18 protein-coding genes and 1 tRNA gene are annotated in these 19,116 nt (G+C 66.6%); 9 read left to right on the plus strand and 10 right to left on the minus strand.

Annotated elements, in window-relative coordinates:
• Nucleotides 1–90: 90 nt before the first annotated feature.
• The 6 genes from CFB40_RS14475 to recA all read right to left on the minus strand — a co-directional run bounded on the left by CFB40_RS14475 (nt 91) and on the right by recA (nt 5,834).
• Nucleotides 91–795, minus strand: a complete 705-nt coding sequence (locus CFB40_RS14475; protein ID WP_089431651.1) for a TerC family protein — start codon at nt 793–795, stop codon at nt 91–93.
• A 156-nt stretch (nt 796–951) separates the two neighbouring features.
• A complete protein-coding gene (gene sucD, locus CFB40_RS14480) occupies nt 952–1,833 on the minus strand; it encodes a succinate--CoA ligase subunit alpha (RefSeq protein WP_006477916.1) in 882 nt (293 codons plus the stop codon).
• Nucleotides 1,834–1,901: 68 nt separating this feature from the next.
• Complete coding sequence (gene sucC / locus CFB40_RS14485; protein WP_011353083.1) at nt 1,902–3,068, minus strand: ADP-forming succinate--CoA ligase subunit beta; 1,167 nt, start codon at nt 3,066–3,068, stop codon at nt 1,902–1,904.
• A gap of 68 nt (nt 3,069–3,136) precedes the next feature.
• Nucleotides 3,137–3,745, minus strand: coding sequence for a DUF2889 domain-containing protein (locus tag CFB40_RS14490; RefSeq protein WP_039360581.1), 609 nt, complete (start codon nt 3,743–3,745; stop codon nt 3,137–3,139).
• Between the two features lie 146 nt (nt 3,746–3,891).
• On the minus strand, nt 3,892–4,761 hold the full coding sequence (recX, locus tag CFB40_RS14495; RefSeq protein WP_089426252.1) for a recombination regulator RecX: 870 nt from the start codon (nt 4,759–4,761) through the stop codon (nt 3,892–3,894).
• Entirely contained in the window at nt 4,761–5,834 is a 1,074-nt protein-coding gene (recA, locus tag CFB40_RS14500) for a recombinase RecA (protein ID WP_089426253.1), read from the minus strand. The genes recX and recA overlap by 1 nt, the downstream gene beginning before the upstream one ends.
• 187 nt (nt 5,835–6,021) lie before the next feature.
• Here recA and CFB40_RS14505 point away from each other — a divergent pair, with 187 nt between their 5' ends.
• From CFB40_RS14505 to CFB40_RS14535, 6 genes are all read left to right on the plus strand, one after another.
• Nucleotides 6,022–6,750, plus strand: coding sequence for a response regulator transcription factor (locus CFB40_RS14505; protein WP_041492943.1), 729 nt, complete (start codon nt 6,022–6,024; stop codon nt 6,748–6,750).
• A 17-nt stretch (nt 6,751–6,767) separates the two neighbouring features.
• The gene (locus CFB40_RS14510; protein ID WP_089426254.1) at nt 6,768–8,324 is read left to right on the plus strand and encodes a sensor histidine kinase; all 1,557 of its coding nucleotides are present in this window, start codon (nt 6,768–6,770) and stop codon (nt 8,322–8,324) included.
• Between the two features lie 236 nt (nt 8,325–8,560).
• Complete coding sequence (locus CFB40_RS14515) at nt 8,561–10,219, plus strand: MFS transporter (RefSeq protein ID WP_089426255.1); 1,659 nt, start codon at nt 8,561–8,563, stop codon at nt 10,217–10,219.
• A gap of 158 nt (nt 10,220–10,377) precedes the next feature.
• A tRNA-Met gene (locus tag CFB40_RS14525) sits at nt 10,378–10,454 on the plus strand.
• Nucleotides 10,455–10,625: 171 nt separating this feature from the next.
• Nucleotides 10,626–11,000, plus strand: coding sequence for a hypothetical protein (locus CFB40_RS14530; RefSeq protein ID WP_089431653.1), 375 nt, complete (start codon nt 10,626–10,628; stop codon nt 10,998–11,000).
• Nucleotides 11,001–11,018: 18 nt separating this feature from the next.
• Nucleotides 11,019–11,348: a hypothetical protein gene (locus CFB40_RS14535; RefSeq protein WP_143329847.1), complete on the plus strand. Its 330-nt coding sequence runs from the start codon at nt 11,019–11,021 to the stop codon at nt 11,346–11,348.
• A 38-nt stretch (nt 11,349–11,386) separates the two neighbouring features.
• Here CFB40_RS14535 and CFB40_RS14540 read toward each other — a convergent pair whose 3' ends face one another.
• Both CFB40_RS14540 and CFB40_RS14545 read right to left on the minus strand, forming a co-directional pair.
• Nucleotides 11,387–12,361 carry a LysR family transcriptional regulator gene (locus CFB40_RS14540; RefSeq protein ID WP_089431654.1) on the minus strand — a complete coding sequence of 325 codons (975 nt, stop codon included), beginning with the start codon at nt 12,359–12,361 and terminating at the stop codon, nt 11,387–11,389.
• A 176-nt stretch (nt 12,362–12,537) separates the two neighbouring features.
• Nucleotides 12,538–13,509: a GlxA family transcriptional regulator gene (locus CFB40_RS14545; RefSeq protein ID WP_089426260.1), complete on the minus strand. Its 972-nt coding sequence runs from the start codon at nt 13,507–13,509 to the stop codon at nt 12,538–12,540.
• A 116-nt stretch (nt 13,510–13,625) separates the two neighbouring features.
• Between CFB40_RS14545 and CFB40_RS14550 the strand changes: the two genes are divergently transcribed.
• Both CFB40_RS14550 and CFB40_RS14555 read left to right on the plus strand, forming a co-directional pair.
• Nucleotides 13,626–14,309, plus strand: a complete 684-nt coding sequence (locus CFB40_RS14550) for a DJ-1/PfpI family protein (RefSeq protein WP_089431655.1) — start codon at nt 13,626–13,628, stop codon at nt 14,307–14,309.
• A 67-nt stretch (nt 14,310–14,376) separates the two neighbouring features.
• The gene (locus CFB40_RS14555) at nt 14,377–14,688 is read left to right on the plus strand and encodes a cupin domain-containing protein (protein WP_089431656.1); all 312 of its coding nucleotides are present in this window, start codon (nt 14,377–14,379) and stop codon (nt 14,686–14,688) included.
• A 58-nt stretch (nt 14,689–14,746) separates the two neighbouring features.
• Here CFB40_RS14555 and CFB40_RS14560 read toward each other — a convergent pair whose 3' ends face one another.
• Together CFB40_RS14560 and CFB40_RS14565 are read right to left on the minus strand one after the other, a co-directional pair.
• Complete coding sequence (locus CFB40_RS14560) at nt 14,747–15,031, minus strand: PAAR domain-containing protein (RefSeq protein WP_048242675.1); 285 nt, start codon at nt 15,029–15,031, stop codon at nt 14,747–14,749.
• Nucleotides 15,032–15,186: 155 nt separating this feature from the next.
• Nucleotides 15,187–15,579, minus strand: coding sequence for an MAPEG family protein (locus tag CFB40_RS14565; RefSeq protein WP_089426263.1), 393 nt, complete (start codon nt 15,577–15,579; stop codon nt 15,187–15,189).
• 424 nt (nt 15,580–16,003) lie between these two features.
• Here CFB40_RS14565 and CFB40_RS14570 point away from each other — a divergent pair, with 424 nt between their 5' ends.
• Entirely contained in the window at nt 16,004–19,105 is a 3,102-nt protein-coding gene (locus CFB40_RS14570; RefSeq protein WP_089431657.1) for a transglycosylase domain-containing protein, read from the plus strand.
• The last annotated feature ends 11 nt before the right edge of the window (nt 19,106–19,116 follow it).

Genomic DNA, 19,116 nt, shown 5'->3' on the forward strand with positions numbered 1-19,116 from the left:
CTCCGGAAACGAAAAACGCCTGCCGTAAAGGCAGGCGTCTCGATCGTAGCCAGCGGGCCGTGAATCCGGCAGTCGGCCGGACGGCCAATGTCAGTGCGCGTGCGGTACGTCGCGGCGCTTCCTGAGCGTGTAACCGATCGCCACGACGAACAGCGCGCCCGCGATGCTCGCGCCGTAGAGGACCTCCGGCGTATCGAGCACCGGCCAGCGGTCGCCGACCGGGTCATTCACGATCAGCCCGCCCGCGATCCAGCCGAGCAGCCCCGCACCGAATGCCACGAAGATCGGGAAACGGTCGAGCAGCTTCAGCACCAGCGTGCTGCCCCACACGATGATCGGCACGCTGACGACGAGCCCGAAGATCACGAGCGCGATCCGGTGCGACGGGTCGGCCTGTTCGGCCGCGCCCGCGATCGCGATCACGTTGTCGAGGCTCATCACCGCATCGGCGATCACGATCGTCTTCACGGCGTCCCACAGCCGGCTGGCCGGCTTGATGTCGTCGTGCGCGCCCTCGGCCGGCGCCATCAGCTTGATGCCGATCCACAGCAGCAGCAACCCGCCGCCGAGCTTCAGGAACGGCACGTCGAGCAGCGCGACCGCGAACGTGATCAGCGCGACACGCAGCAGGATCGCCCCCGCGGTGCCCCAGACGACGCCGCGCAGCCGCTGGTTCGCGGGCAGGTTGCGGCATGCGAGCGCGATCACGACGGCGTTGTCGCCGCCGAGCAGGATATCGATGATGACGATCTGGAGAACGGCGCCCCAGTGGAGCGACGTCAGGAATTCGAGCATGGCGTGACGGGCAGGACGGCGGCCGCCCGCGGGCGACCCGGTTCATTGCCGGCACATGCGCGATGCATGCCCGGTGCTTACGAATTCATTGCGCGAGCATAACAAAAAACGCCGGCAAAGCCGGCGTTTTCTGCAGGACGAACCCAGGTGGAAATATTACAGCGCCTTCTTCAGCAGACGGCCCATTTCCGACGGGTTGCGCGTCACGGTGATGCCGCACGCCTCCATGATTTCCAGCTTCGCTTCGGCCGTATCCGCACCGCCCGAGATCAGCGCGCCGGCGTGGCCCATGCGCTTGCCCGGAGGCGCCGTGACGCCAGCGATGAAGCCGACCACCGGCTTCTTCATGTTGTCCTTGATCCACTCTGCCGCATTGGCTTCGTCCGGACCACCGATTTCGCCGATCATCACGACTGCGTCCGTATCCGGATCGTCGTTGAACATCTTCATCACGTCGATGTGCTTCAGACCGTTGATCGGGTCGCCGCCGATACCGACTGCCGACGACTGGCCGAGGCCGAGTGCCGTCAGCTGGGCAACCGCTTCATACGTCAGCGTGCCCGAACGCGACACGACGCCGATGCGGCCCTTGCGGTGGATGTGACCCGGCATGATGCCGATCTTCAGTTCGTCCGGCGTGATCGTGCCCGGGCAGTTCGGCCCGAGCAGCAGCGTCTTGCGGCCTTCGCGACGCATGCGGTCCTTCACTTCGATCATGTCGCGCACGGGGATGCCTTCCGTGATGCAGATCGCGAGATCCAGATCGGCTTCGACCGCTTCCCAGATCGCAGCGGCTGCGCCTGCCGGCGGAACGTAGATGACCGACACGGTCGCGCCGGTTTCCGCCTTCGCTTCCTTGACGCTTGCGTAGATCGGAATGCCTTCGAAATCTTCGCCGGCCTTCTTCGGGTTCACGCCCGCGACGAATGCTTCGCGGCCGTTTGCGTATTCACGGCAGGCGCGCGTATGGAACTGACCGGTTTTGCCGGTAATGCCCTGCGTGATGACCTTCGTGTCCTTGTTGATCAGAATCGACATGTATTTTGACCTCTGTTCGATTGGCGTCGCGAGCGAACCGCGCCGCCATACCTATTCATTGAGCGCGCTTACTTGCCTGCGGCAGCCGCGACGACCTTCTGCGCAGCCTCTTCCATGCTGTCCGCCGAGATGATCGGCAGGCCCGAATCGGCCAGCATCTTCTTGCCGAGGTCCTCGTTCGTGCCCTTCATGCGCACGACGAGCGGCACGTTCAGGTTCACGGCCTTCGAACCGGCGATCACGCCTTCCGCGATCACGTCGCAGCGCATGATGCCGCCGAAGATGTTCACGAGGATCGCCTTCAGATCCGGGTTTTTCAGCATCAGCTTGAACGCTTCCGTGACCTTCTCGGTGGTCGCGCCACCGCCGACGTCCAGGAAGTTCGCCGGCTCACCGCCGAACAGCTTGATCGTGTCCATCGTCGCCATTGCCAGGCCTGCGCCGTTCACGAGACAGCCGATGTTGCCGTCGAGCGAGATGTACGCGAGGTCGAACTTCGACGCTTCGATTTCAGCCGGATCTTCTTCGTCCAGATCGCGGTATGCGACGATTTCCGGGTGGCGGAACAGCGCGTTCGAGTCGAAGTTGAACTTCGCGTCGAGTGCGATGACCTTGCCGTCGCTGGAAACGTTCAGCGGGTTGATTTCAGCCAGCGACGCGTCGGTTTCCCAGAATGCCTTGTACAGGCCTTGCAGGATCGCGCGCGCTTGCGGAATCGAAGCAGCCGGCACGCCGATCTTCGCGGCGAGGTCGTCGGCCTGTGCGTCGAGCAGGCCCGTCGACGGCTCGACGATGACCTTGTGGATCAGTTCCGGGTGCTTTTCGGCGACTTCTTCGATGTCCATGCCGCCTTCGCTCGAACCCATCAGAACGATCTTTTGCGTCACGCGGTCAACGACGAGGCTGACATACAGTTCCTGCTTGATGTCGGCGCCTTCTTCGACCATCAGACGGTTGACCTTCTGGCCTTCCGGGCCCGTCTGGTGCGTGACGAGCTGCATGCCGAGGATCTGGTTCGCGTATTCGCGGACCTGCTCGATCGACTTCGCCACCTTCACGCCGCCGCCCTTGCCACGGCCACCTGCGTGAATCTGAGCCTTCACGACCCATACCGGGCCGCCGAGCTCTTCTGCCACCTTGACGGCCTCGTCCACCGAGAACGCCGGCTTGCCGCGCGGTACCGCGACTCCGAATTTCCGCAGGATTTCCTTACCCTGGTACTCGTGAATCTTCATGCGTGATTCCCTTCAGTCTGAGAGTTGGATGAAAAGTCGCTTTAGACGCTTCTTCGAATGATTTCCGTTCATTCCTTCGTGCTGCCTTCACCGGGCACGTCCGGCCGGCTCGCGCCATACCAGCGCGGGTAGTACTGCCGCACGACCTCGCCGTCGAACCGCAACGCCCGGCAGCGGCCGAGCTGGAAAGGCGCTTCGTCGTGCACGCCGTCATGGTCCGGCCCCTCGCCCCCCTCCTCGCGCACGTTCCACACGTCACCGGCGAACGCCTGGATCGCTGCGGTCGGCAGCACGGCGCACAGTTCGGTGAGATGGGAGCAGCCTGCGACGCCGGCGAGCAGCCGGTTCGCGTTGCGGCGGAAATTGCGGAAGAGATTGAGCCCGATGAGGGCGCGATAGGCGGGAGTGGCGGATTGACAGTGACCGGGATAGGGAACCCATTCCGAAGACGCTTCGGCGTCGACGACATTGAGGTCACGATCGATAGTCACGCGCAGCCAGAGTTCGTGGATCGGCAGGCCCTGGGGCCGGATGCCCGACGCAAGCGCGACATCGCGCGGCTTGTGGTCGGTCAGGCAGGCTTCGATGTCCCACAAGCCGTCGCCGCGCTCGTAAGCTTCCGCTCGGATTGCGCGTTGATGTCGCAACTGACGGGGCACGGGCTCGGATAGCGGCATGCTGGAGGTTGAGGCCGAAGAGGAAAACCCAAGGATTTTAGCATATTGGGTATTTGAGACAGCTTGACGCAACGGCGGGTATTCCCGCCTGTCCGGAAGCGGTTGCGATGCAGCAAAATCGCGCGCCACGCGCGCGATCGGCGTGGTCAGTCGTCGACCAGGAAATCGTCGCCGACCTTCAGCAACTTCACGATGGTCGCACTCGAGAAGCCGCGCGCGGCGAGAAAGCGCGCCTGCTTCGCACGCTCGGCCGGCGTTTGCGGCAGTGCACCGAATTTCTTGCGCCAGACCGCCTGCGCACGCGCCCATTCAGTCTCGCGGAGCTGCGCATTCACCTCTTCGACGAGCGTGTCGCCCACCGCATGACGCTTCAGCTCGCTGACGATGCGTGCGACGCCGACACGCGACGCGCGACGATGCACGAGACTCTCGGCAAAGCGCGCATCGGACAGCCAGCCTTCCTGTTCCAGCGCATCGAGCACGGGATCGACGGATTCGTCTTCGCCGACGTAGGGCGCGAGCTTGCGCGCGAGTTCCGTGCGACTGTATTCACGGCGGGATAGATAGCCGAGCGCGCGGCCCTTCAGCGATCGCTGAGGCTTCGATGACTTGCGCTCGGTCGCGCCCGGAGCGTCACCTGATGCAGTGCTGGAAGAAGCACCCGGCGCGCGACGTGTGCGGCGCGGATGCTGGCTGCTGCGCGTATAGACATCTTCCCTGGCCGGCGCCGATGCATCGGCTGCGCGATCACCCGGGAAGCTGACACCGGAAACACGACGGCGGGAGCGATCGTGCGCGTCGAACGATTCATCGTCGTCGAACGGATCGTCCGGTGCGGCAATCTCAAACGAAACGAGGGCATCGTCGGATGCCCTCGTCGCGGTGCGGTTCGCGGCATTGCTGCCTGCGCCCCGCCGATCGGCGCCCGAGGATCCGGCTCGCCGGCCGGAGCGACCCGCCGTTTCGGGCGCGTCGCTCTCCTCCGGCTCGCCAGCCTGACCTCGGCGCCCGACCATCACTCTTCTTCGTCCATCGCCTCGGCTTCGTCCTGGCCTGCCCCATCGGGCATGGTGACCACGCCAAGCGATTCGCGAATGCGGTTCTCGATCTCGCGTGCGATTTCCGGATTCTCGCGCAGGAATTCACGCGCGTTGTCCTTGCCCTGGCCGATCTTCTCGCCGTTGTAGCTGTACCAGGCGCCCGCCTTGTCGACGATCTTCGCCTGCACGCCGAGATCGATGATCTCGCCCTGACGCGAAATGCCTTCGCCGTACAGGATGTCGAAGATCGCTTCGCGGAACGGCGGCGACACCTTGTTCTTGACGACCTTCACGCGGGTTTCGTTGCCGATCACCTCGTCGTTCTTCTTGATCGAGCCGATCCGGCGGATGTCGAGACGCACCGACGAGTAGAACTTCAGCGCGTTGCCGCCCGTCGTGGTTTCCGGGTTGCCGAACATCACGCCGATCTTCATCCGGATCTGGTTGATGAAGATCACCAGGCAGTTCGTGCGCTTGATCGTGCCGGTCAGCTTGCGCAGCGCCTGCGACATCAGGCGGGCCTGCAGACCCGGCAGCGAATCGCCCATCTCGCCTTCGATTTCGGCCTTCGGCACGAGCGCCGCGACCGAGTCGATGACGATCATGTCGATCGAGCCCGAGCGCACCAGCGCGTCGGTGATTTCAAGCGCCTGCTCGCCGGTGTCCGGCTGCGAGATCAGCAGCTCCGGCACGTTCACGCCAAGCTTCGCCGCATATTGAACGTCGAGCGCGTGCTCGGCGTCGATGAACGCTGCGGTGCCGCCGATCTTCTGCAGTTCGGCAATGACCTGCAGCGTGAGCGTGGTTTTACCGGACGATTCCGGACCGTAGATCTCGACCACCCGGCCGCGCGGCAGGCCGCCGACGCCGAGCGCGATATCGAGACCCAGCGAGCCCGTGGACACGACCTGGATGTTCTCGGCCGCCTCGCCGTCGCCCATGCGCATGATCGAGCCCTTGCCGAACTGCTTCTCGATCTGGGCAAGCGCGGCGGCCAGCGCCTTGCTCTTCTCGGCGGTCATCCCGGAGCCCTTCTTGCTATCTTCCATGAATCGTCCTTTGCTATGATGAGCAGCGTCTGTTAGAGGCGCGCCCGCTTTCAAGCGCTGCCCACGAATGCAGACACTGTATAAAAAAACAGTGTTTTGTGCAAGCCCGCAATGCAGAGCGTTGTACACGAATAACTTCGGAGACAGCCGGCCGGCGCGAACGCCCTGCCGGCCATCGGTCAGCACCATGCGAATTCTCATCGCGGAAGACGACAGCATACTCGCGGACGGCCTCACCCGGTCACTCCGCCAATCGGGCTATGCGGTCGACCACGTGAAGACCGGTGTCGACGCCGATACCGCGCTGTCGATGCAGACATTCGACCTGCTGATCCTCGATCTCGGGCTCCCGAAAATGCCCGGGCTCGACGTGCTCAAGCGCCTGCGCGCCCGCAATTCCAACCTCCCCGTGCTGATCCTGACGGCCGCCGACAGCGTCGACGAGCGCGTGAAGGGGCTCGACCTCGGCGCCGACGACTACATGGCCAAGCCGTTCGCGCTCAACGAGCTCGAGGCGCGCGTGCGCGCACTGACCCGGCGCGGCGCGGGCGGCGGCCCGACCGTCGTGCGCCACGGCTCGCTCGCGTTCGACCAGGTCGGCCGGATCGCGTATGCGAACGATCACGTGCTCGACCTTTCCGCCCGCGAGCTCGGCCTGCTCGAGGTGCTGCTGCAGCGCATCGGCCGGCTCGTGTCGAAGGAGCAGCTCGTCGACCATCTCTGTGAATGGGGCGAGGAAGTCAGCAACAACGCGATCGAAGTCTACGTGCACCGGCTGCGCAAGAAGATCGAACCCAGCGGCGTACGGATCTCGACCGTGCGCGGCCTCGGCTATTGCCTCGAGAAGGTCGCGCCCGCCGCGCCGGCCGACACGGCAGCGCCCCAGCCCGCGGTGGCCGGCACGCCGTTGCGCTGAACCCGGGCGTCGCCGCGATGGCCACGCCGGCCCCTACCCGCCATCCGACCGGCGCGCCGTCGTCGGCCGCCGACGAAGCGCGCGACGCGCGCTACGAGAACCCGTTCGCGCCGCCCGACGAAACCGATGCGCCCGAGGCGCCGCGCCCGCGCTCGCTGTTCGGCGAGATCCTCGACTGGATGCTCGCGCCGCTGCTGCTGCTGTGGCCGATGAGCATCGCCGTTACCTATCTGGTCGCGAAGACGATCGCGAACGGCCCGTTCGACCGCGCGCTCGAGACCAACGCCTATGTGCTCGCGCGGCAGATCCATCCGGTGAACGGTGTCGCCGAGCTGACGCTGCCGGAGCAGACCCGCGATTTCCTGCGCGCGGACAACGTCGACAGCGTGTACTTCCAGGTGCTCGGCACACGCGGCGAGCTGGTCGCGGGCGAAGCCGACATGCCGCTGCCGCGCGACGAGGACCGCCCGCCGCCGGGCGTCGTCATGTTTCGCGACGACCTGCTGCGCGGCAACGACGTGCGCGTCGCTTATACGACAGTCGCGCTGCCGCAAGCGGGCAGCCCGCAGCCCGTGCTCGTGCAGGTCGGCGAAACGCTGGACAAGCGCAACGCGCTCGCGAACGACATCATCAAGGGCGTGATCCTGCCGCAGTTCGTGATCCTGCCGCTCGCGATCCTGCTGGTCTGGTTCGGGCTGTCGCGCGGGCTCGCGCCGCTCAACGCGCTGCAGGCGCACATCCGCGCGCGGCGGCCCGACGACCTGTCGCCCGTCGAGGCGCAGCGCGCGCCGCCCGAGATCGAGCCGCTCGTCACGTCGTTCAACGACCTGCTCGCCCGCCTCGAACAGAACATGGCGCTGCAGAAGCGCTTCATCGCCGACGCCGCCCATCAGATGAAGACACCGCTCGCGGGCCTGCGCACGCAGGCCGAGTTCGCGCTGCGCCACCCCGTCCCGCCCGACGTGCAGCGCTCGCTCGAGCAGATCGCGACGAGCTCCGAGCAGGCCGCGCGGCTCGTCACGCAGTTGCTTGCGCTGGCGCGCGCCGAGAACCGCGCGAGCGGGCTGACGTTCGAGCCGGTCGAGATCGCCACGCTCGCGCGGCGCGCGGTGCGCGACTGGGTACAGGCCGCGCTCGCGAAACGGATGGATCTCGGCTACGAAGGCCCGCCGGACCCGCCGGACGACGGGCCGCTCGACGTCGACGGCAATCCGGTGATGCTGCGCGAGATGCTCGGCAACCTGATCGACAACGCGATCCGCTACACGCCGGACGGCGGCCGCATCACGGTGCGCGTGCGCGCCGAGCCCGCGGCGCGGCTCGTGCATCTCGAAGTCGAGGACACCGGGCCGGGCATCCCGGCCGCCGAACGCGAGCGCGTCGTCGAGCGTTTCTACCGGATCCTCGGCCGCGAAGGCGACGGCAGCGGCCTCGGGCTCGCGATCGTGCGCGAGATCGCCACGCAGCACGGCGGCACGCTGACGCTCGACGATCACGTCTACCAGCACGCACCGCGCCTCGCCGGCACGCTCGTGCGCGTCAGCCTGCCGCTGGCCGAAACCGCCCCGGATTAACCCTGATGGGCGCCGCCGCAGCACGCCGCGATTGAGTCGAAATCGACGATTTACCAGACAATCAAAGCACTTCGCAGCACGATGAGCTCACAAAGCCACCGATTCGGCGCGGGTTAACCTGCAGTCGTTTTGCACGCGCGAGTCAGTCGGCCGTAAGTTTCCGTACCAATAATCCTCGACAGGCCCGTCCACCCAAGGCGGCCGCACATCTATATCAAGGGACTTGGAGACGACTCATGGCAACGTTAGGCGGGCAAATTTCCCACTCGCCGATGACGGGCGAAGAGAAGAAAGTGATCTTCGCGTCGTCGCTCGGCACCGTGTTCGAGTGGTACGACTTTTACCTGGCCGGCTCGCTCGCGGCCTACATCAGCAAGAGTTTCTTCTCCGGCGTCAATCCAACCGCCGCCTTCATCTTCACGCTGCTCGGCTTCGCGGCCGGCTTCGCGGTGCGGCCGTTCGGCGCGATCGTGTTCGGCCGCCTCGGCGACCTCGTCGGCCGCAAGCACACGTTCCTCGTGACGATCGTGATCATGGGCATCTCGACGTTCGTGGTCGGCTTCCTGCCCGGCTACGCGTCGATCGGCATCGCCGCCCCCGTGATCTTCATCGCGATGCGGCTGTTGCAGGGCCTCGCGCTCGGCGGCGAGTACGGCGGCGCGGCGACCTACGTCGCCGAGCATGCGCCGGCCAACCGTCGCGGCTTCTACACCGCGTGGATCCAGACGACCGCCACGCTCGGCCTGTTCCTGTCGCTGCTCGTGATCCTCGGCGTGCGCACGTTCATCGGCGAGGAAGCGTTCGGCAGCTGGGGCTGGCGCGTGCCGTTCGTCGCGTCGATCCTGCTGCTAGCGGTGTCGGTGTGGATCCGGATGCAGCTGAACGAATCGCCGGTGTTCCTGCGCATCAAGGCGGAAGGCAAGACGTCGAAGGCGCCGCTGACCGAAGCGTTCGGCCAGTGGAAGAACCTGAAGATCGTGATCCTCGCGCTCGTCGGCCTGACCGCCGGCCAGGCCGTCGTGTGGTACACGGGCCAGTTCTACGCGCTGTTCTTCCTCACGCAGACGCTGAAGGTGGATGGTGCGAGCGCGAACATCCTGATCGCGATCGCGCTCCTGATCGGCACGCCGTTCTTCCTGTTCTTCGGTTCGCTGTCGGACAAGATCGGCCGCAAGCCGATCATCCTCGCGGGCTGCCTGATCGCGGCATTGACCTACTTCCCGCTGTTCAAGGCGCTCACGCACTACGCGAACCCGCAGCTCGAGGTCGCGACGCAGAAGGCGCCGATCACGGTCATCGCCGATCCGGCCGCCTGCTCGTTCCAGTTCAACCCGGTGGGCACGTCGAAGTTCACGAACTCGTGCGACGTCGCCAAGAGCGCGCTCGCGAAGGCCGGCCTGAACTACGAGAACGTCGCGGCACCGGCTGGCGCGACGGCCCAGATCAAGGTCGGCGACACGGTGATCCCCGCCTATGAAGGCAAGGCGGCCGACGCGAAGGCGCAGGGCGCGGCGTTCGACAAGACGCTCGCGTCGACGCTGAAATCGGCCGGCTACCCGGCGAAGGCCGACCCGGCGCAGCTCAACTGGCCGATGACGATCGTGATCCTGACGATCCTCGTGATCTACGTGACGATGGTCTACGGCCCGATCGCGGCGATGCTGGTCGAGATGTTCCCGACGCGGATCCGCTACACGTCGATGTCGCTGCCCTATCACATCGGCAACGGCTGGTTCGGCGGCTTCCTGCCGGCCACCGCGTTCGCGATCGTCGCGGCGAAGGGCAACATCTACTCGGGCCTCTGGTATCCGATCGTGATCGCGCTGGCCACGTTCGTGATCGGCCTGCTGTTCGTCAAGGAGACGAAGGACTCGAACATCTACGCGCAGGATTGATGGCGGGTGCGCAGCGGGGACGGTCGGCGGAAGGCCTCCTTCCGGGGACCGGCTCCCGCCCGCAATGAAGGTCGACACGGGCCGCCGGCGACTTTTTTCGGGAAAGATGGAAAAAGGTATTGACAGCCGACCGTCCGATCGACATAATTCAAGTCTTCGGCGAATTAGCTCAGTCGGTTAGAGCGACGGAATCATAATCCGCAGGTCCGGGGTTCGAATCCCTGATTCGCCACCAAATGCGAGAGCCGCTGTTTCGAAAGAAACAGCGGCTTTTTCATTTGCATCTTCCGATGCGCCGGTTCCGCTTTCACGAGCCGACCTTCGCGCCGCCTGAGTCGCGCATCAACACCGCCGCCCTGCTTCGAAGGCACAATGACGCCGTCCAGTACACGGCCGACGTCACCCTATGATCCCGAGCATCCCCGACAAGCCATGGCGCACCGCCGCCCTCGCACTTGTGGCGGTCGCGCTTTGCTATACCGGTGCCGGTGCGCCGACGCTCTCCCGCCTGCTCGACCCCGCCGTGATGGGCGAAGGTCTCGCCCTCAAACCGATCACCTATCACTGGGTCAATCACGTCGACCGCGCGATCCCTGAGGCTGACCTGTTCGCCAGCCGCTTCTACGTACTGGTGCTGGCCTCACTCAACGCCATGGCCGCGCTGTTTGCACTTGACGCCCATCGCAGCCGCAGGCGCTTCGCGCTCGTGCTCGGCTGGGCCTTCGTCATGCTGATCGTGCTCGTCAACGCGCAGATCCAGGCGTTCTACAACGTGGGCTGACCGATGAAGCGGCGCATCATGATCGTCATTGCCACGCTGCTCACGCTGATCGGGCTCGTGTTCGTCGCCGGCACATTCGTCAACCTGTCGACGCCCGACCAGTTGCATCGCCTGCTGAGCTACGACTACATGAGCTTCGCGGACAGCCTCGTCGAACGCGACCTAGGCAAATTCGCCAACAGCTTCTACATCGGCGTGGCGCTGATGCTCGTCGGCAGCACGCTCTTCATCCGGATCGAACGCACACGCACGGTCGCCCGCATCGTCACGTCGCTGCTGTTCGCGCTGCTCGCCTTCAGCCTCGTCTACGCGTGCCTGAATCCGCGCATCGGCATGCTCCCGACCTGATCGGGCGCGACTCGCTCGGCCGGTCTCGCCGCGCAAGGCTACGCCGCGACCGAGCTGCGCGGCTCTCGGACCGCCTGCGCCCCCACCCGCCCGCGCCAGTTCTCCCCACCTTCCAGCGACGGCGTCGACTCGAACACCTCCGCGATCCAGTCCGCGAACACGCGCACCTTCTGCGACAAATGCCGGTTGTGCGGATACACAATCGAAATCGGCTTCGGCTTCGGATTGCAGTCCGGCAGCACCTCGACCAGCGAGCCGTCGAGCAGGTGCGGCAGCACCATGAACAGCGTCGGCTGGATCATCCCGAACCCTTCGAGCCCGCACGTCACATAGGCATCCGAATCGTTGACCGTGACGCTCCCGTTCATCCGCACCTCGAACGGCTTGCCGTCGATCATGAACACCCACGGAATTGCCCGCGCGCCGTGGCTCGACCGAAAATTCACCGCGTGGTGGTCGGCGAGATCGGCAATCTCGTGCGGCTCGCCGTGACGCGCGAGGTAGTCGGGCGACGCGCAGGTCACGCGCTTCAGCATCCCGATCCGCCGCGCGACCATCGACGAATCCTCGAGCGGACCGACCCGGATCATGCAGTCGATCCCCTCCTCGACCGGATCCACGTAACGGTCGGAGAGCCCCAGTTCGAGCGTGATGTCCGGATAGCGCTGCCGGAAAATCGACAGTGACGGCAGCACGATGCGCCGCCCGAGCGAACTCGGCATGTGAACGCGCAACACGCCGCTCGGCTTGCGGTTGCCGGTCTGGAAACTCGCGTCGGCCTCCGCGATCTCCGAGATGATCTTCATGCAATGCTCGTAGTACGCCGCACCTTCCGGCGTCAGCGACAGCCGGCGCGTCGTGCGGTGCATCAGGCGCACGCCGAGCAGCGCCTCGAGATTCTGGATGATGGTCGTCACCGACGCGCGCGGCATCGCGAGCGTGTCGGCCGCGCGCGTGAAGCTGTTCGCGTCGACCACACGGGTAAAAACTTCCATTGCCTGGATTCGGTCCATGCTGCCCCCTTCGAATCGCCAACGAAACAGAATAGAGCGCGCGACGCGCGCGGCACAAGTCCCCACCCATTGTTCTTCGATCCTGAATAGTTTCGGCGTTTCGGACTGGAAAGCGATCGATTTCCGTTCAGTCCCACGCGGCGATCGTTCCGGCCCCGCCGGTCGCACGCCGCGCGTTACCGCACGAATCGCTCGCGATACCCCTGCGGCGACACGCCCAGCACGCGCACGAAACAGCGGCGCAGCGTCTCCTCCGAGCCGAAGCCGCACCGCGCGGCGATCCGCTTGACGGGCCATGCCGTTTCACCGAGCAGGCGTTGCGCGGCCTCGACGCGGATCTGCTCGACCGCTCGCGCGGGCGTGCGGCCGGTTCCGGCGCGGTAGTGGCGCACGAAGCTGCGCTCGCTCATGCGCACGCGCTCGGCCAGCGCGGGCACCGACAGGTCGGCCGCCAGGTGCTCGGCCATCCATGCGTGCAGTTCGCCGAACCGGTCGTCGGTGCGCTGCATCGACAGCATCGTGCTGAACTGGGCCTGCCCGCCCGGACGCTTCAGGAACACGACGAGTTCGCGCGCGACGTCGAGGGCGGTCGCGCGCCCGAGATCCTCCTCGACCAGCGCGAGCGCGAGATCGATGCCGGCCGTCACGCCGGCCGACGTCCACAACGCACCTTCGCGGATGAAGATCGGATCGGATTCGACGCGCACATTCGGATAGCGTGCCGCGAATTCTTCGCAGCGCGCCCAGTGCGTGACCGCCCGCCGCCCGTCGAGCAGGCCGGCCTCGGCGAGCAGGAACGCGCCGGTGCAGACCGATGCCACGCGCCGTGTGCGCGCCGCCTGCTGCCGCACCCAGCGCACCAGCCGCGCATCCTTCGATGCCGCATGCACGCCCTTGCCGCCGGCGACGATCAGCGTGTCCGGATGGCGCACCGCCGAGCGCAGCGATTCCGCCATCACGACCAGGCCCGACGACGTCTCGACGGGCCCCGCCTCGGCCGCGATAACGCGCGGCGCATACGGCGCCGGCTGGCCGCGCTCCTGCGCCAGCTCGTTGACGGACGCAAACACCTGCAGCGGCCCCGACACGTCGAGCAGCTGGGCACGAGGAAACGCGAGGATCAGGATCGAACGCGGGGTGGCAGGCATGGCGATTGGCTGAAAACGTGGGTGATATGGCAATTTCGCCAAACACTACGCGCCTAGAATCGACCTGTCCATCCCGTACCGGCTACGGCCCGCCCCCATCCAATCGGAGTCTTCGCATGACCCTGCATATCGGCTTTCTCGTGTTTCCAGGCGTCCAGCAACTCGATCTCACCGGCCCGCACGACGTGCTCGCGTCGGTGCCCGACGCCACCGTTCATCTGGTCGGGAAGTCGCGCGACTCCGTCGCATCGAGCAGCGGACTCGCGCTCGCGCCGACCTGCACGTTCGACGACTGTCCGCCGCTCGACGTGATCTGCATTCCGGGCGGGATCGGGATCAACGCGCTGTTGCTCGATGCCGAAACGATCGCGTTCGTGCAGCAGCGCGCGGCCGCCGCGCGCTACGTGACGTCGGTGTGCACGGGTGCGCTGCTGCTGGGCGTGGCCGGCCTGTTGCGCGGGCGGCGCGCGACGACGCACTGGGCGTTCCACTCGCTGCTCGAAACGCTCGGCGCGGTGCCGGTGCGCGAGCGCGTGGTACGCGACGGCAACTTGATCACGGGCGGCGGCGTCACGGCCGGCATCGACTTCGCCTTGACGATCGCCGCGGAGCTGGCCGGCGAAGATGAAGCGCAGGCGATCCAGCTGCAACTCGAGTACGCGCCGGCACCGCCGTTCGACGCCGGTTCGCCCGACACCGCACCGGCAGCGGTCGTGAAGCGCGTCACCGAACGGTCGGCCGCCGGTTTCGCAACGCGCAAGGCGACGATCGAACAGGCGCTGCGCGCGAGGTCGCGCTGAATGCGGACACCAGAAAATTGACTCGAAGACTGGCAGACGACGCGCATTCGCGCCGGAGAACCCATCGATGAACATCATCCGCAGCGCCGCGTTCACGGCGGATCGCGCGTGGGGCGCGCTCGACATCGCGAACCTGAACGGCATCACGGTCCGCCTGCACTGGACCGACCGGCCGTATCGGTGGCACGTCAACGACGGCGAGGAAGTGTTCGCGGTGCTCGACGGTCGCGTCGAGATGCGCTACCGAGAAGCGGGCGTCGAGCACGCGACGGTGCTCGAAACGGGTGACGTGTTCCACGCATCGGCCGGCACCGAGCACGTCGCGCATCCGCTCGGGGAAGCACGCATCCTCGTGATCGAAACCGAAGGCAGCGTCTGACGGCCAGCGGCCGGGCGTCGATGCCGCGCGGATGGCAGCCGCCTCCGCGCGGCGGGTTTCACCCGGTGATCGTCCCGGTGGCCTGCGACGCGATCAGCTTCGGCTGCGGCGTGCACAGGCACTGGCACAGGTCGTGTTCGAGCGCGACGACCTTGCCCATCACGGTCATCGTCCGCTCGCCGCCGTCGGACACGATCACGCCCGGCGACTTGCAGGCGGCGCAGAACACCGGCGCGCCGAGATAGGCGAGTTCGCGTCCGTCGAACGACGAATTGGCGATCCCTTCGAGCACGACGCCGCCGTGGTCGGTCGTGTCGCCCTTCAGAATGAATTTGCGGCTCATGTTGTCGGTTCTTCCCTCGGAAATGCCGTGCAACGCGGCAGCGCGCAGGCAGTCGGAATCTGCCCGTCGATCGCGGGCGTCCCGCGAGCATATCACCGCGCGCCTCAGCCGCCCCCCGGATCAGAGCTCGTGCCGTATGCTGCCGGCGCCGCCATTCAGACGAACAGCGCGAAACACAGCGCGGCACCGCACAGATACGTGCCGAGCGCGCCGACGAAACGCGCGGGATTCGGGTCGGCCATCGTCGGCCAGGCAAGCAGGCCGATCACGAGCAGGCAGCGGCACGCGGTCGCCGCGACGATCAGCGTCAGGATCGCGCGCGATGGATCGTGTGTACCGAAATAGAGAAACAGCACCGCGAGAAACGGCGCGTATTCGGCCGTGTTGCCGTGCGCGCGCACGATCTTGTGCAACCCGTTCGCGGGATCGGCCGCACACCCGGAACCGGTGGTGCACCGGAAGCGCGTGACGGACACGACGAGCCCGAGCCCGAACAGCAGCAGCCCGAGGATGGCCGTGCAAACGAGCGCGACGGGGTGGATCGGCATGGGACTCCCGGCAAACGCAGAAATGCGCCGCATAGCCAATGATCGTACCCGTGACCGACACGCGCGACCATCACGGAAACCCGCAGCATCGTCGTGCGGCGGACACAATTTTACGGTCGGGTTCCGATCCCAATTGTCGCGCCGCCGTACCGCACGAAACCGGTGCATCTCCCCCGCCTGCCGCGCCGTCCGGGCCTGCCCGCTGACCCACCCCAGCACACGGACATCCCGGCACGAAACGCGCAAACGTTACGCATGCGACGGCATGCACCATCGCAACACAACGCGGGTTACAGCGCGTCGCAGGCATGCGCGTTGCGTCGACGCATCTCGGTAGTGAACGTCCTTGGCAGCCCGCTGCGGAGGACTACACTAATCCTTAATGGGGTGCGGCCGGAGCCCGCGCCTTCAGGGAGACGCCGCCATGAATCGGCCGCTGAATCGTATCCTGCCGCGCGTGACCGGTCCCGCATCGGTCTGGACGTGGGTCAAGTGGTCTTTGCTGGCCGCGCTGCTGATCGCCGTGGCGATCGTTGCGCGACTCGTGCAGAGCGAGATCGAAACGTCCCGGTTGCAGGCGCACTACCTGTCCGAGCTCACCCGCGACGTCGGCTACACGGTCGAGACGGGCCCGAGCGATCACATCCGCTTCCCTGCGAACGGCCCCTACGACCAGCGCCTCGGCTACGCGATGATTCCGGCGTTCCAGGAGCGGCTGCTCGCGCGCGGCTTCGTCGTCGGCAAGCAGGCGCGCGATTCGCAGCGAATGCTGTCGCTCGGCGAGCGCGGATTGTTCCTCCCGTTTGAAGAAAAGGACCAGGCGGGCCTGATGCTGTTCGACTCGACCGGCGCGCCGCTGTTCGCGACCGTGTTCCCGCAGCGCGTCTACGCCGACTTCGACCTGGTGCCGCGCGTGGTGGCCGATTCGCTGCTGTTCATCGAGGATCGCTACCTGCTCGATGCGAACGAACCGAACCGCAACCCGGCGATCGACTGGGGGCGCTTCGGCCGCGCGGTCGCCGACCAGGCGCTGCACGTCGTCAACCGCCACCAGGCGCGCCCGGGCGGCAGCACGCTCGCGACGCAGATCGAGAAGTTCCGCCATTCGCCCGAGGGCCGCACCGCGACGCCGCCCGAGAAGCTGCGGCAGATCGCGTCCGCGTCGGTGCGCGCGTACCTGAACGGCCCGCAGACGATGCTCGCACGCCGCACCATCGTCGTGCGCTACCTGAACTCGGTGCCGCTCGCCGCACGGCCGCATATCGGCGAAATCACCGGCATCGGCGACGGTCTCGCCGCGTGGTACGGCCGCGACTTCAACGACGTGAACCGGATCCTGTCCGCGCCGACGACCGGCGACAACGTCGACGAGCAAGGCAAGACGTTCCGCGAGGTGCTGTCGCTGATCATCGCGCAGCGCGCGCCGTCGTACTTCCTCAACCGCGGCTACCCGGCGCTGCAGAAGCTGACCGACAGCTACCTGCGGCTGCTGTCGAACGGCGGCGTGATCTCGCCCGCGCTGCGCGACGCCGCGCTTGCCGCGCAGATCGAACGCAGCGCGCCGCCGGCCGCCGCGCATGTGCAGTCGTTCGTGTCGCGCAAGGCCGTGACGTCCGCGCGCGCGTCGCTGCTGTCGGCGCTCGGCATCAGCGACCTGTACCAGCTCGACCAGTTCGACCTGCAGGCGACCAGCACGCTCGACAACGGCGTGCAGCAGGCGGTCGCCGAACGGCTCGCGCAGGCGTCGACGCGCGACGGGGCGCAGAAGGCCGGCCTGTACGGTTTCGAGATGCTCGCGCCGAAGGACGACCCGTCGCACCTCACGTACAGCTTCACGCTGTACGAACACCGCAACGGCGCGAACCTGCTGCGCGTGCAGACCGACAGCGTGAACGAGCCGTTCGACGTGAATCGCGGCGGCCGCATCAACCTCGGCTCGACCGCGAAGCTGCGCACGCTGATCACGTACCTGCAGATCGTGTCCGACCTGCATGCGCGCTACGCGAACCTGTCGAACGCGGAGCTGGCGCGCGTGAAGCCCGACCCGATCGACGGGCTGTCGCGCTGGGCGCTCGACTACCTGTCGCATACGCGCGACCGCTCGCTGCAGGCGATGCTCGACGCGGCCGTCGAACGCAAGTATTCGGCGAGCCCGGACGTGTTCTACACGGGCGGCGGCGCGCAGGTGTTCTCGAACTTCGAGAAGTCGGACAACGGCCGCATCCTGACGCTGCACAAGGCGTTCGAGCATTCGGTCAACCTCGTGTTCGTGCGGCTGATGCGCGACATCGTCCACTACGAGACGCTGCAGGCGGCCGGCCCGTCGTCATCGTGGCTCGGCGATCCGGAGCAGCGCCGGCATTACCTGCAGCAGTTCGTCGACGGCGAAAGCCAGGTCTACGTGAAGCGCTACTACACGCGCTATGCGGGCAAGGCACCTGACGACGCGCTCGCGCTGATGCTGAAGGACGTGCGCAAATCGCCGCCGAAGATCGCGACGGTGCTGCGCAGCGTCGCACCGAACGAATCGCTCGCGTGGTTCGATACGCAGATGCGCGCGCAACTGAAGGGCACGCCGGCCGCGACGCTGTCCGACGACGATCTCGCCAGGCTCTACGCGAAGTACGCGATCGACCGCTTCAACCTCAACGATCGCGGCTATATCGCGAGCGTGCATCCGCTCGCGCTGTGGACGCTCAACTACCTGCGCGCGCATCCGGCAGCGTCGCTCGCCGATGTCCAGCGCGAGAGCCGCGACGCGCGTTTCTACACGTACTCGTGGCTGTACAAGACGCGCTACCACGCGACCCAGGACCGCCGCATCCGCCGCATGGTCGAGCTGCGCGCGTACGCGGAAATCACGAAGTCGTGGCGCGCGCTCGGCTACCCGTTCGCGGAAGTCACGCCGTCGTACGCGGCCGCGATCGGCGCATCGGGCGACCAGCCCGACGCACTCGCGAAACTGATCGGCCTGATCGCGAACGGCGGTCAGAAGGCGCCGACCGAGACGATCACGCGGCTCGACTTCGCGAAGGGCACGCCGTACGAAACGCGCTTCGTGCGCGCGGCCGCCCAGCCGCAGCCGATGCTGTCGCCGGAGATCGTCAACGTGGCGCACACGCTGCTGCGCGACGTCGTGCTCAACGGCACCGCGCGCCGCCTCGCGGGCGGCTTCACGCTGCCCGACGGCAAGACGCTCGACGTGTACGGCAAGACGGGGACGGGCGACCAGCGCTTCAACGTCTATGCGCGCGGCGCGCGGCTGATCGAGTCGCGCAAGGTGAACCGCAGCGGCACCTTCGTGTTCGTGCTCGGCGACCGGTTCTTCGGGGTCCTGACCGCAACGGCGCACGAACCGTATGCCGCACGCTACGACTTCACGAGCGCGATGGCCGTGCAGTTGCTGAAGTCGATGGCGCCGGCGCTCGCGCCGCTGATCGAGCGCCCGGCCGGCACGCGCACCGCGGGCCCCGCCCCGCAGGCGGAAACGCCCGCGCCGGGCGCCGCGACCGCGCAACCGTCCTGACGGCCACGCGT

The organism is Burkholderia sp. AU31652 (genome assembly GCF_002223155.1).
In the GTDB taxonomy this organism is placed as follows: Bacteria; Pseudomonadota; Gammaproteobacteria; order Burkholderiales; family Burkholderiaceae; genus Burkholderia.

Coding starts and splice junctions, on each gene's coding strand:
- CFB40_RS14530 (WP_089431653.1), top strand. CDS start 10,626: ATGATCCCGAGCATCCCCGACAAGCCATGGCGCACCGCCGCCCTCGCA.
- CFB40_RS14545 (WP_089426260.1), bottom strand. CDS start 13,509: ATGCCTGCCACCCCGCGTTCGATCCTGATCCTCGCGTTTCCTCGTGCC.
- recA (WP_089426253.1), bottom strand. CDS start 5,834: ATGGAAGATAGCAAGAAGGGCTCCGGGATGACCGCCGAGAAGAGCAAG.
- CFB40_RS14490 (WP_039360581.1), bottom strand. CDS start 3,745: ATGCCGCTATCCGAGCCCGTGCCCCGTCAGTTGCGACATCAACGCGCA.
- CFB40_RS14570 (WP_089431657.1), top strand. CDS start 16,004: ATGAATCGGCCGCTGAATCGTATCCTGCCGCGCGTGACCGGTCCCGCA.
- CFB40_RS14515 (WP_089426255.1), top strand. CDS start 8,561: ATGGCAACGTTAGGCGGGCAAATTTCCCACTCGCCGATGACGGGCGAA.
- CFB40_RS14540 (WP_089431654.1), bottom strand. CDS start 12,361: ATGGACCGAATCCAGGCAATGGAAGTTTTTACCCGTGTGGTCGACGCG.
- CFB40_RS14560 (WP_048242675.1), bottom strand. CDS start 15,031: ATGAGCCGCAAATTCATTCTGAAGGGCGACACGACCGACCACGGCGGC.
- CFB40_RS14535 (WP_143329847.1), top strand. CDS start 11,019: ATGATCGTCATTGCCACGCTGCTCACGCTGATCGGGCTCGTGTTCGTC.
- sucD (WP_006477916.1), bottom strand. CDS start 1,833: ATGTCGATTCTGATCAACAAGGACACGAAGGTCATCACGCAGGGCATT.
- CFB40_RS14510 (WP_089426254.1), top strand. CDS start 6,768: ATGGCCACGCCGGCCCCTACCCGCCATCCGACCGGCGCGCCGTCGTCG.
- CFB40_RS14550 (WP_089431655.1), top strand. CDS start 13,626: ATGACCCTGCATATCGGCTTTCTCGTGTTTCCAGGCGTCCAGCAACTC.
- recX (WP_089426252.1), bottom strand. CDS start 4,761: ATGGTCGGGCGCCGAGGTCAGGCTGGCGAGCCGGAGGAGAGCGACGCG.
- CFB40_RS14555 (WP_089431656.1), top strand. CDS start 14,377: ATGAACATCATCCGCAGCGCCGCGTTCACGGCGGATCGCGCGTGGGGC.
- CFB40_RS14505 (WP_041492943.1), top strand. CDS start 6,022: ATGCGAATTCTCATCGCGGAAGACGACAGCATACTCGCGGACGGCCTC.
- sucC (WP_011353083.1), bottom strand. CDS start 3,068: ATGAAGATTCACGAGTACCAGGGTAAGGAAATCCTGCGGAAATTCGGA.
- CFB40_RS14475 (WP_089431651.1), bottom strand. CDS start 795: ATGCTCGAATTCCTGACGTCGCTCCACTGGGGCGCCGTTCTCCAGATC.
- CFB40_RS14565 (WP_089426263.1), bottom strand. CDS start 15,579: ATGCCGATCCACCCCGTCGCGCTCGTTTGCACGGCCATCCTCGGGCTG.